The sequence below is a fragment of the Haloferax sp. Atlit-48N genome, assembly GCF_003383015.2.
Taxonomy (GTDB): domain Archaea; phylum Halobacteriota; class Halobacteria; order Halobacteriales; family Haloferacaceae; genus Haloferax; species Haloferax volcanii.
This window is the reverse complement of record NZ_CP137691.1, coordinates 123,748-135,642: the sequence shown is the minus strand read 5'-3', so window position 1 is coordinate 135,642 and position 11,895 is coordinate 123,748. Positions and strand designations below refer to the sequence as shown.

Annotated in this window: 8 protein-coding genes and 2 pseudogenes; 6 read left to right on the top strand and 4 right to left on the bottom strand. The window is 56.0% G+C overall.

Annotated elements, in window-relative coordinates:
* Positions 1–18 precede the first annotated feature (18 nt).
* The 3 genes from DEQ67_RS16105 to DEQ67_RS16095 all read left to right on the top strand — a co-directional run bounded on the left by DEQ67_RS16105 (position 19) and on the right by DEQ67_RS16095 (position 4,411).
* A complete protein-coding gene (locus tag DEQ67_RS16105; RefSeq protein ID WP_004062247.1) occupies positions 19–2,028 on the top strand; it encodes a glycoside hydrolase family 15 protein in 2,010 nt (669 codons plus the stop codon).
* A 111-nt stretch (positions 2,029–2,139) separates the two neighbouring features.
* Positions 2,140–3,204, top strand: a complete 1,065-nt coding sequence (locus DEQ67_RS16100; protein WP_115803455.1) for a TrmB family transcriptional regulator — start codon at positions 2,140–2,142, stop codon at positions 3,202–3,204.
* A 412-nt stretch (positions 3,205–3,616) separates the two neighbouring features.
* Positions 3,617–4,411, top strand: coding sequence for a BtpA/SgcQ family protein (locus tag DEQ67_RS16095; protein WP_115803454.1), 795 nt, complete (start codon positions 3,617–3,619; stop codon positions 4,409–4,411).
* Positions 4,412–4,432: 21 nt separating this feature from the next.
* On the opposite strand, the gene DEQ67_RS16090 is transcribed toward DEQ67_RS16095, so the two are convergent.
* Complete coding sequence (locus DEQ67_RS16090) at positions 4,433–5,359, bottom strand: carbohydrate kinase family protein (protein WP_115803453.1); 927 nt, start codon at positions 5,357–5,359, stop codon at positions 4,433–4,435.
* Between the two features lie 932 nt (positions 5,360–6,291).
* On the opposite strand from DEQ67_RS16090, the gene DEQ67_RS16085 reads away from it, so the two are divergent.
* Together DEQ67_RS16085 and DEQ67_RS16080 are read left to right on the top strand one after the other, a co-directional pair.
* The gene (locus tag DEQ67_RS16085; protein WP_233506121.1) at positions 6,292–6,525 is read left to right on the top strand and encodes a hypothetical protein; all 234 of its coding nucleotides are present in this window, start codon (positions 6,292–6,294) and stop codon (positions 6,523–6,525) included.
* A gap of 74 nt (positions 6,526–6,599) precedes the next feature.
* Positions 6,600–6,943: pseudogene (locus tag DEQ67_RS16080) on the top strand (hypothetical protein).
* 329 nt (positions 6,944–7,272) lie between these two features.
* Here DEQ67_RS16080 and DEQ67_RS16075 read toward each other — a convergent pair.
* Positions 7,273–7,431 (bottom strand): annotated as a pseudogene (locus tag DEQ67_RS16075) (IS1595 family transposase); the annotation flags it as partial.
* A gap of 79 nt (positions 7,432–7,510) precedes the next feature.
* Here DEQ67_RS16075 and DEQ67_RS16070 point away from each other — a divergent pair.
* Positions 7,511–8,935: a hypothetical protein gene (locus DEQ67_RS16070; RefSeq protein WP_147301755.1), complete on the top strand. Its 1,425-nt coding sequence runs from the start codon at positions 7,511–7,513 to the stop codon at positions 8,933–8,935.
* 98 nt (positions 8,936–9,033) lie between these two features.
* Here DEQ67_RS16070 and DEQ67_RS16065 read toward each other — a convergent pair whose 3' ends face one another.
* Positions 9,034–10,032 carry a PQQ-binding-like beta-propeller repeat protein gene (locus DEQ67_RS16065; RefSeq protein WP_158543175.1) on the bottom strand — a complete coding sequence of 333 codons (999 nt, stop codon included), beginning with the start codon at positions 10,030–10,032 and terminating at the stop codon, positions 9,034–9,036.
* 370 nt (positions 10,033–10,402) lie between these two features.
* A complete protein-coding gene (locus tag DEQ67_RS16060; protein WP_115803450.1) occupies positions 10,403–11,677 on the bottom strand; it encodes an RNA-guided endonuclease InsQ/TnpB family protein in 1,275 nt (424 codons plus the stop codon).
* Between the last annotated feature and the right edge of the window lie 218 nt (positions 11,678–11,895).

Genomic DNA, 11,895 nt, shown 5'->3' with positions numbered 1-11,895 from the left:
TCTGTGGCCAGTAGGTGTATGGGACTCCGACGGTCACTCGACGATTACAAGCAGAACGAAGACGCGACCGACGTATTTCCGGGCGAACGGCGCACGCGGCGAGGCAGATTCAGCGGGTCGGACCAACGCCTCGTTCACGTTTCACCAGCCGGGTCGCTCCGAGACTACTCGTACCCACTTTCGGGACTCGGCGGCATCGTGTCCTCTCGATTCGGCATCTGTGTCGGCGACGCCGTCGAGTGGTTCGATGCGCTCGACACGGGGAGCCAGACGTACCGAGCGGGTCGCTCGCTCGTCGAGACGACGCACCGTCTCGACGGATTCGACGTGGTACAACGCGACGTTACTGACGGCCTCGCCCACACGACGGCGTTTGAGCTTGGCGACGGTGCACCCGAAGATATCGAACTGGCCGGGTTCGTCGAGATCAGCCCGGAGGGGCGAGATGGGCGCGTTGGGCAGCTCGTCCACGACGACGCCGTTGAGGTGTATCACAACCGAGAGCACGACTATCTCGGCACCTCGACTGAGTTCGTGGAGTGTACGCCCCAAGTACTCGAGCGGTTCGACGAGATACTCGCCGCGGAATCGCGGTCGTTTCCGGAGTTCGGTGCGTCCGAAGAGTACGAGGAGAGTCGCCTCACCGGCGGTGTTGGAGTCCGCGTCGCTTTCGAGGATGGTGAGACCAGTCTCGTCACCCTGCTGTCGGACATCGAAACGCAGTCGCGCTCGGATGCGCTCTCTGCGGTCGCGACCCGGACGCGACGACCCAACAGCGATTCAGCCGCACTCCTCGCGACGGCCCGGCAGGACGGACAGTACCCCACGGTCACGGACCGGCTCGTCGCGACTGACCTTTCAGTCCTTGAGTTACTCTCCGCACCGACTGGGGCTCGAATTGCGGGACCGGACTTCGACCCGTTCTACCAGTACTCCGGCGGCTATGGTTACACGTGGTTTCGAGACGACGGAGAAGTTTCGACGTTTCTCTTGGAAGCCGACGAATCACTCGGGTTCGACGCGGCCGAGGCACACCGACAGAGCGCCGAGTTCTACTTGCGGACGCAGTTACCTGACGGCCGGTGGCCCCACCGAGTATGGCCGATGAACGGCCGGCTCGCGCCGGGTTGGGCGAACGGCCACATCGAGGGCACGGAAACGCAGTATCAAGCCGACCAGACTGCGAGCGTCCTCGTTTTCCTCGCCGAGTACCTCTCGGCACACCGACAGTCGCTCCGAAACGTCACCGTCGAGGCCATCGAGAGCGCATTACAGTCGGGAGTCGATGGGCTCGACAGCTCGCTGGAAGACGATTGCTTTCCGACGGTATGCGAAAACGCGTGGGAGAATACGAATGGCCGTTTCACGCACACCGCCGCGAAGTTCGTTCAGGCCTACAGTACGATTGCGGCCGTCACGTGCGATGCAACCACCAGAGAGCGTGCAGCTACGCGGGCAACGCAGGTCTTCGACGCACTCGATATGGCGTGGGTCCCCGACGAGGGTATCTACGCGCTCCGATTAGACGACGGGGACGGTGACTTGGACGACCGAGTCGACAGCACTACCTTCTCACTCGTCGACGCCTATCTCGCCTATCGGGACATCGAGGACATCGGCGACACGCGATTGCGGCGGCTCGAACGCCATCTCCACACCGCGTTCTCCAGGCTCTGGAAAGAGACCGACGACATCTCCGGACTCACGCGATTCGAGGACGATACGTGGCGGCGGCGGGGGCAGGGAAGCGAGAAGGTTTGGACCGTCTCGACTGGCTGGGGCGCGTACGCGGCCGAGAAGTCGATTCGACTCTTCTCGTCGACCGACGAATACGACCCCGAGAAGTGGGCGGACCGATTGTTCGACGAGATTGACCTTGATGGCAGTCTGTGCCTTCCATCGGGGTATCTCCCAGAGCAGTTCTTCGACACCGGCGCGCCAGACAGCGCGACGCCGTTGGGTTGGTCCCACGCTATTCGATTAGCCACGCACGCGTCCCGTGTCACCCGAGGTACTTGCACCGAGTAGGGTTGTTACATTCAAACAGCGGAGTCCGAGGCGGTCATGCGTCGGACAACTCCCTACCTGTACTCTCATCTTTACTAAGATTTATCCCCCGCGTTGGCCGAACACTTGGGTATGGTTGAAGACGAGGTGGTGGACAGCCTCATGAGAATTGGGCTCTCGGACAAGGAGTCGCGAGCATACGTGACAATACTCCGTAACGGGGCGACGACAATCCGAGTCGTCTCTGAAGAGGCTGACATCTCTAAGAGTTACGCGTACGATATCGTCGGAAAACTCGAAGAGCGCAACCTCATCGAAATCGACGATCACGTCCAACCGACGCAGTTGCGAGCGATTCCGCCCGCAGAGGGCATTGACAACCTCGTTTCCCAACTACAGACCGTCGAGTCCCAGTTAGAGGATCTGTTTGACTCCGAGAGCTACGAACAGCAGAAGTTCAGTATCATCAAATCTCGACGGACGATACTCGCTCAGCTCAACAAGCTGATCGATGCCGCTGAATCGGAACTCGTTCTCGCACTTCCCGCATCGGTGCTTCATCGGGTCGAAGACTCGCTCAGAGAGGCGCGGAGTCGGGGAGTATTTTGTATGCTTCTCGTCACGGAGTATGACGGCACGAGTTCGATCGACGATGCGACCGCGAGTATCATTCAGACGTGGAGCGCCCCGGCCCCGGTGACGCTTACTGTTGACCGGAGTGACGGTATCATCGCCTCGGCAGATGCGATACTGAATTCGAACTCCGATGAATATGCCATCTACCACGCTGAGGAGCACATCGTCTCTTCGTTGTTCGACTCGTTTATCGCGAACTACTGGCCGATGGGCGAGCAGGTGCACGTCGGGTCGAAAAGCCAACTGCCGGCGACGTTCACGAGTTTCCGCCACGCGGTGTTCGACGCGACGCTACATCTGATGGACGGAGCTGTCGTCACGGCCGAGATGGATATCCGTCCCACCCAGAGTAACGCGGTGTTCGAGACGACGACTGGGACGATCGTGGCGGTGAAACAGAGTCTCGTTCGGCCCTTCTCGAACGACTTCCCGACCCAGGAGTCGTTCGTCGTTGAGACGCCTGACGACACGTTTACCGTCGGCGGCTCGAAGGCGTTTTTGGAGGATTTCGAGGCCCGGCGCGTCGTCTTTCGTTCGGTCAGCGACGCAAAACAGGGCTAGATTCCTGCTCTTTCTCACCGACTAGTCGGAATGGACGGCCCCGCGTGGGACTCCTCTACGTTCCTCTCGGTTGGGTTGACCCGACCGCCTTCGATGTCACTCGATTAGCGGAACGTCCATTTTGTTCATCCGCGAACGGGGTGCGGACACGTTGATAGTCAAATTCCTTCGTGAGGACGCTGACGACGTCGTCGACACACGCCGACCAATCACGAGCCATAGATGCATACATGATCTCTCAATTTGGAACGTAAGCACCCTACTCAGTCGGTTTACTCGAGCGAGTTCATCCCGCGCTCGCATCAGCACTCGACTGAGACGACACGATTGCTCGGACCGCTCAGTAGTGACTGACGACTTCAACAGAGTCGCACATCTGTACGATTAAGTCTCTCGAACGGACACAGTGGATATGGATTTCTTCAGTACAGAAACCCCAATTATTGGAATGGTCCACTTGCCGCCCCTCCCAGGTTCTCCCGGGTTCGATGGAGATCGAGACGCACTTCGAACCCGACTCCTCGAAGATGCGGCAGCACTCGAGGCGGGTGGTGTCGACGGCATTATGCTCGAAAACTTCGGTGATGCGCCGTTTTATCCAGACCGAGTCCCCCGTCACGTCGTCGCTGACGTCGCAGCACTCGCGAGCACACTTCGCGAGCATGTCACCGTCCCATTTGGCGTGAACATCCTCCGGAACGACGTTCAAAGTGCCCTCGGCATTGCCGCTGCGACCGATGGTGCCTTCGTTCGCGTGAACGTCCATACCGGTGCCCGACTGACTGATCAGGGCGTCATCGAGGGGATGGCACACGAAACGGTCCGGCTGCGTGATCAACTCGACACCGATGTTGCCATTCTTGCAGATATCGACGTGAAACACTCTGCACCACTCGCTGACCGGTCACACGCAGAGGTCGTTGGTGAACTCATCGAACGTGGCGGTGCCGACGGACTCATTGTGAGTGGGACCGGCACGGGCGAGGCAGTCGATACGACGGTTCTCGAAGACGTGGTCACCGCTCGCGATGCACGTGGCCTCGATGCCCCTGTGTTGATCGGCAGCGGAGTCACCCCCGAGACGGCACCTGAACTGCTTTCGGTCGCCGATGGTGCAATCGTTGGAACCGCGCTCAAAGAAGGTGACAAGACGACGAATCCTGTCGACGAAGCAGCAGTCGAACGGCTTGTCGCGTCCGTCCGCTAGAGCTCGCTCACCCTTGGCGGTTCACGTCTCGAGAAACTCGTGAACGTCGGATTCGGATGGGAGATTGCCCCGTGCGCCCAGTTCAGTACAGTTGAGTGCGGCTGTGGCAGCGGCAAAGCGTCCTGCGTCGCGTGCTGGGTAGTCGTTAAGCAGCCACGTATGGATCAGGCCCGCGGTGAAGGTATCACCGGCGCCGGTCGTATCATTCACGTCCACCTCGAAGGCCGGGATGTCGGTGACTGTGTCTCCTTCGAGAAGACGAGCTCCGTCACTTCCCTGAGTAATCGCCGCACGAGAGACGTTCTGCTGCGTAAGCGTGGCAATCGATTCGTCGGCCCCACCATCAAAAAACGAGCGTGCGGCAACCTCACCGACCACGAATAGATCAACAACAGAAAGCAGACGATCAATCGTCCCGGGTGTTGTCCCTCGGCCCTCAAGTTCCGAGAGTGGTCCGGCGAGGTCGAAGACGAGTGTCGAAATCTCACCACGCTTGCGGGCAGTCACCAGTCTCGAGACGACCGCATCAGGTGCATAGGCGCTCGTGAACACTACACTGGCGTTACCTGCATACTCGATATCGTGAGCATCAAGTCGGAGGTTCGGAACGCTCTGGCCACCGGCAACGATCATTCGTTCACCGTCTGGTCCACGGAGAATCAGCGTGTACGACGATTCTTCAGAGCCGGCTTGAAGCCGAGAACAGTCGATCTCGCGTGCGTGGAGGTCAGCTTTGATTTCGGTGGCATCGTCGGCCCCGACGCGGGTGATAACCCCCGTCTTGTTCCCAAACTCTGCAAGCCCAGAAGCGACATTTGCAGCGACGCCGCCCACGTTGGTTGTGTGGTCGCGAGCGAATGCCCCACCGTCAGGTTCCGGGAGATTCGACAGAGAATAGATGTGGTCGAGAACGGCGCTCCCGACCGTCACGACATCAAACGATGACATACGCCTACTCCACGGTGGTGCGTCTTGAACATACAGGGATTGCAGTTTACTGGTCTGTATCGAGTCCGTGGTCTCGCTGTTGCATCCATTCCCGTCGATAGTTATCACCACGAGAATCGATGGCGACTATGTACCTCACAGCCTCGGATATCACCGGATGAGGGTCGAGTAGACACAGGACGCTCCAAGTGCAACGGAGTCGGCGACGAGATCCCTTGTTCAGGTCAAGTGATGGGGTGAGTACGAGCCCTCCCCGATTGTGACTGCAGACAATATGCTCACACTGTTGAAAAAATGAAAGTTGATTATATTTGATTCTGTAACTGTTAATGTTGATGAGAACCAAATGACGGTCCACTCGGAAAAAGCAAAAATGATAAATATCTAACTATAAAACTAATAGATTAGAAATGCGCAGACGAGACTTTCTGTGCGGAATTGTTGCTGCATCTCCCCTAGCCACCGCGGGATGCTCAGCGGTTACTGGGGAAAACGAGAGTGAAAGGACTACTCATCATCATGTAAAATCAAGTACCGTCAGAAATGGGGTTCCGTCCGAGGTCAAACAAACAGTATTCATACTAGACCTTTTCGAGAAGGACGGGAATGTGGAAATGTTGGTGTCTCCCCAGCTAGATCTAAATGGATACGACATACCTGGTACGAAACAAACAACGGTCCATCTGATCATCAACGATTTTGTTGACCAGTGGCAGCAAAGTTGGACTGAGCAGAAGGGTTTGGCAGGTATTCTTACGTTTGAATCGGGGAGTGATAACCCAGTCACAATTACCGCAGAGACAGAGTTCGAGGGCGGTGGTTCAATTCAAACGAGTCGCCACGAAGAAATTCGGTATGCTTCGGGTACCAAGTAGGATAGAAATATCGCTTCTTTGAGATTTAACTACTATCATAATTTGTTGACGGTACTTATGATGAAAGAACTCTTAAGTAAGATTAGAAATGAGGCAGACCAAGAGCTACAGCATCCATTGCCAGGGGTTATTCTCGTCGGACTCGCTGCTGGATTAGGTGTACTCCTCATGGGTAACTTGGCCAAATCGGTTCTGGGTGGTTCGAGTATTATTGCTGATTTTGCAGCGATTCTTGGAGCAGGTTTCTATGCCGCAGTTGCGTACTACGCTCTCGCAAAGATTGGGCTTTGACTGTGCAGGTAAGTCTCTTCAGAGGTACAATAGTTCCCTTGAGAGAGCTTTAACCAACAAAATGGGTTGTTGACATTTGCTGTTGGTTAACACGATCTGAGCGATCATACTATGAGCCACCGACACCCCCAGAACTTCCTCTGACATCATCGATACCCTCAACGACTACTCGCCCGAACCCTTCGACACGTTGCAAGATACGCCGAAAAACTCGCAGAATCCATGACCGAGAAGTACGGCTAGCGGAAACCGAAGGGAGCAACCGGGTCAGAGCACGGCCAGCGGACCGTCCGGACATCGTCCCCTCGAAGGCAACAACACGGTAAAAGAGATCAACGATAATCGCTACTACTGGCAATGGAGAGAAGGCGATAGGGTGCTTTCTAAGTACAAAGGACCGGCCGATTCGGATAACTAGTCCTCGTTTGTCGGTGAGACGGAGAGACGGTGTTTTACTGGAAATAGTGGGGAGGGGGTGTTCCGTCATTCTCGTCAGCTGTCACCCTCCGCGGTCTACCGGTTCGTGTTCTGACCCAGTATACTGGAAACGGTGGTGTCTCCCAAGTGTATAAAGAAACATTTACTGGAAATACTGGAGCCCCGTGGTCTGTCTCATTCGTGAACAACCACTTGGAGTCCTCGCGAATTACTGGAAACGACGGGGTCAATACCGAATAGTGGAACTCTCGCTCCAAGGCGGTTATACTGGAAATAGCGGAAACGGTGGAAGGCGAAGCAATCGATGAGTCAGAACAGTGACGCGCCGGTTCTGTTCAAGGATCAAATACAGCAGAAGGTGTGAGTGGCCTGTCCCAAACTTTGTTTGGACAGGCAGCGGGACTTCCGCAGCCATGGGTGCAAGAGCGACCACAGCCACTCTGCCTAATTAATGTGAACGCCATTCGGCGGAAGTATATAAAAAATATAGTCTTAAAAACATTTTATATTGAAAGGTATTTTATCCTAACAACTTCACGTTAGATTCATGGGTGAGAAGAAAGACCCATCCGGTAGTGGTGTCGCCCGACGAACCTTCATCAGAGCCCTCTCTGCAGGCGCCCTCACTGGAACCTCCGTCATCGGCCTCAGCGGAAACACCCGTGCTACCTCCCAACCCCAACCAGGAGCCTCGCTTGAAGGGAAAACCGTCTTCCAAGGTCCAAACGTCAACCTCCCACTAAACGACACAGCCGCAACCACTTACGAAGCAACCCAAGCCGAAGGCGAAGTTGCAAAGCACAGTTCGTTCGACGTGGGTATCTTCTCCTCCGATACCCCCGTCACCAAGCAAGAACGCCGAGTCTTTGTCGATAGTAACGTCCCCGTCTTTCACGTAGGCGGTGGCGCCGAAGAAGCCGCGGCAAGCGTCCTCTACGACCTTCCCATGAGCCAAGTGACGACTGCAAACATCCATCAGGCGACCCCGAACGTGGATCGCTCTGTTGGGATGGAGTACAATCCCAGCATGCCGAGTTACAACTCGGCAATTCTCCCTGTTGATGGAAAGTCAAAATCGGACGGTTCAACCATCATCCGGAAAGCGCGTCAAGTCCGCCGTGGGCCAGGAGTTACGGGCAAGCTCCGGAAGCAACCAGTCGTGGCATCAGACGGGAAAAGTACTGGGCAGCGACAGTTAAAACAGATCGACAAGGCTCTCGCCCGTAGCTCTGATGTCTCGACCCAAGATGACGTTTCGACTCAGAGCAACGAAAAGGACAACGACGGCGATGGCTGGGAGGACAAAGACTACGACGGGTCGCTTGAGACGATGGGCGACGACTGGATCGACCTCGGCATGGACGATGACGAGCTGGAATTTCAGTGGGTCGTCGCCAGTCACACCACAACAATCGGAACCTCAGTGAAGAAAGTCGTCGGTGGAAAGCTCTCACCGGATGCCGACGAGACTGAGCCCTACGACTACTGGGGATGGCAGGTTCAACTCGACATGGACGCCAACGACGAGGTTTGGGTTGAGTCTCGGAACATGTGGCGTGATTTCCAGATCAACGACCCGAGTTCAGAGGTCGATACTGACATCGAGCGGTACGGTCCCCACCAGACATCGAACACGACCTCGAAGAGTGTCTCTATCGGCTTCGGCGTTGACTCAGAGAAGAGCATCGGTGCAAACGCATCTTGGGGGTGGAGCACTACCTCTAAAGATGTCGACGTCACGCCGAACTACTACGACGGCCGCGACGGAATGGAACACCACTGGGAAATCAAGACCGGTGCGCGAGACGGCGTTATCAATGCCGGACCGGGATACACGGTCCAGGTCGAACCGGGGACGGACTCTGTCGGCTACGACGCAGAGACCGAGTGGGAGTTCCTACACGGTACCGAAGACTTCAGAAAATACACCCAGAGCGCGTATGGTTCCTGGGACACGGCAGACCAGTACTGACCGAACCAACATCTGAATCTGAAAGGGAAACGGACGACAGAACGAGCAGGCCGACACCCACGGCTTCTCTTTTTGACGCGAGAAATCCAACAACGGTCTTATGCTAGCTTCCACAGGGTGCTGTCAGTACCCGTCCCGAAGATTGCGTTGTCAGTAACCGCAAAGTGGACGATATGGTGGTGTGAAACGAGTTGGTCGAAATCGCCTGTTTTGAGGTCAAACGCGCATAATCCAGACGTTACCTGTTCGTCTGAGCTCCCGTCGGTCGTACTAGACTGAGTCGTTGAGGTGATTTGTGTTGAAATATTCGAGGGGAGATTGTCGACTGGCACGAGCAGGGTCTCGTTGACGATCGCTGGGGATTCGACAGCTCGTCCGAATGATGTTTCCCAGGAGATCTTTCCTGAGTCTGTATCCACCGCACGACAGATACTCTGTGATGCGGACCAAAACACGACCATTGAGTCATCTACCGCGACGTCGAGACACTTGCCGATGTTGGCCTCCAGTTGCCAACGCTCGTTGCCGGACTGGAGGTCTCGTTTATGGAGGCCAGCATCCGTGGCGAAGTAGACCGCGCCATCGTCGATTGCGGGACGGGTCATATACCGTGTATCGTAGCGTTCCTCCCAGCGTTTTGTCCCATCTGATTCATAGCAGACGACCGAGTACGGACCTTCGCTAAACCCGAATGTGACGAGGACTTCCTCGTCAGTTGCCGCAAGGCCTCGAGGAACATCTTGGTCTGGGGGACTCTGATGCCATTGTGTTTCACTGCTGTGTATGTCGATGGCGTAGAGCCTATCGCTACAGAGATAGAGTGTGGACTCGACAGTAGTCGGTGGGACCGGTATGATGTTGCTGGCGAATCTCTGAGCGGGTTTCCCCCAGGATTCTGTTCCGTCGGCTTGATTGAGCGCAACCACGCCTTTAGATGTCTGAACGAAGACGTAATTACAGGTTACAGTCGGGCTCACAGAGATTGTTGAATCGGATTGAGACCGCCAGGTCCAATCGTGTTCGCCTCGGGCGATGACGATTCCAGCATTTCCGGCGGCGAAGACGGTGTCACCGGCGATTACTGGTTCAGTTTTCACCGTTCCGGCTAATTGGTCAGGTTGAGGGATTCGTTGTAATGTTGGCTGATTTGGGAGGGGGGTCTCTTTTATCGTATTCGTGCGGGTATGAGATTGGCCGACTGACGGCCACGAGGCACCTGAGAAGTCACACGAGTCTGTGGGATTGGTCGCGGGTTCAGAGCGGGTTGGGAGGGACGCACACCCAGGGACTGTACTGAGGGCAGCTGCCGATAGTAAGACATCGCGTCTCGTCTTACCCATACTTATTTTATATTGTTGATCTGAAGAAAGTTTTTCGCCGAGTTGCAATCCATGAACGTTCTTCTTGACATCCTCCCGCGCCTGAAGACGCAGGAATCCCACGGCACCGCACCGCTGAGTTGGGATATTAAGGTTCGCGGTTAGCAACCTGTTCTCGTGGGGCGAAACAGCCCTCACTACGTTCGAACAGGTGAACCGCTGGCTGTGCCAACCAGCCATTATCCCTATCACCGCCATCCGTGGCGAGACTCGGGAGTACCTTTTGCCGAATGTTCTCCGCTCCGTTCACGTCCGCGTTCGCAACCGTGTCGCACTTCTCACACACGTACAGGCCACGTTCAACTCGCTGATTGTCATCTGTGTGGCCGCACGCCGAACACTCCTTCGACGTATCGCGTTCCGACACCAACTCCACGTTGATACCTTCCGCTTCCGCCTTGTAGTCGAGTAGCGTCGTGAATCGATCGAACGCCCACCCATGCAAGTCAAGATTGCCGTGGTCGCCCCAATTCCGAGGGTCGCCGTTCTCGTTGTCTTCACGGATGCCGCCAAGGTCGCCAACGACAAGCGTTCTGACGCCTCGTTCGACACACTGTTCCACGATTGCTTTCGAGAGGGAGTGTAAGAAGTGTGTCCGGCGACCAGTCCGCTTCCGGTCAAGACGAGTCGCCTCACGGGACGAGGAATCGTCGCACTTGGCCTTCTTTTTCGTGAAGTAGTATTCGTCCTCTTTGAGTGCGCCACCGGGATACAACACCGACTCGCCACCGAACGAGACGGCGGCAAAGTTGCAAACCCCAAGGTCAACACCGGCCACCCCGTCACCCGGCGGTTCCGGGTCGATAGTGGTGCGACAGACGAATTGCAGTCGCCATCTGTCGCGTTTGTGGACGGCGCGAACCTGTTGAATCTCCCACTCGGTCAGGTCAACATCCGGGCGCGTCTGGTACTCGCACAGGATGAAGTCTGAACGGTGTTCTTTGAGGTTGCGACCTTTTGAGAGGCGAACGCGGTTGAACTGTGCGTCGTGCTTGAAGCCAGCCGCTTTGAACGACACGGTTGAACGTGGGTGGGCGTCTCCGTTTTTGCGGTAGCCGGGCGGTCGGGCACGGTTGTCGCCGTTCCGACGCTTGCCGAACCAGCCGTTGAACGCTTCAGCGAGTTCTTCGAGAACGCGCTGACTGGATTGAGAATGTAAGTCCGTGTAGCGTTCGTGGCCTTTGAGTTCGGCTTTGAGTTCCCCGTCATCGGGAATCTCGCCCGTTTCGTCCCACTGTTCTTGTGCGTAGTAGCGACCGACGTTCCAGAGTTTTGAGGCGGCCCATCCGAGTTGGTCGAGGTCGTCACGAACCTGTCGCTGGTTCGTAATCGTGACCTCGAAGGTTCGGATGGTTCGACTCATTTTCTGGCTTCATAACTAGTTATGAATGCCGTTTTGTTGATAGTGGGGTTGGCGTGGAATATCCGGCTTACCATCGAACGGTGGTTGGTGTAGGGTATTGTCGGATTCATCCTGCGCCTAAAGGCGCAGGTATTCTCCTTGATTCTGTATATAACTAGTCCTCGATTGTCGGTGAGATGGAAAGAGGGTGTTTTACTGGAAATAGTGGTGTGGTGGCT

Coding starts and splice junctions, on each gene's coding strand:
- DEQ67_RS16105 (WP_004062247.1), top strand. CDS start 19: ATGGGACTCCGACGGTCACTCGACGATTACAAGCAGAACGAAGACGCG.
- DEQ67_RS16100 (WP_115803455.1), top strand. CDS start 2,140: ATGGTTGAAGACGAGGTGGTGGACAGCCTCATGAGAATTGGGCTCTCG.
- DEQ67_RS16095 (WP_115803454.1), top strand. CDS start 3,617: ATGGATTTCTTCAGTACAGAAACCCCAATTATTGGAATGGTCCACTTG.
- DEQ67_RS16090 (WP_115803453.1), bottom strand. CDS start 5,359: ATGTCATCGTTTGATGTCGTGACGGTCGGGAGCGCCGTTCTCGACCAC.
- DEQ67_RS16085 (WP_233506121.1), top strand. CDS start 6,292: ATGATGAAAGAACTCTTAAGTAAGATTAGAAATGAGGCAGACCAAGAG.
- DEQ67_RS16070 (WP_147301755.1), top strand. CDS start 7,511: ATGGGTGAGAAGAAAGACCCATCCGGTAGTGGTGTCGCCCGACGAACC.
- DEQ67_RS16060 (WP_115803450.1), bottom strand. CDS start 11,677: ATGAGTCGAACCATCCGAACCTTCGAGGTCACGATTACGAACCAGCGA.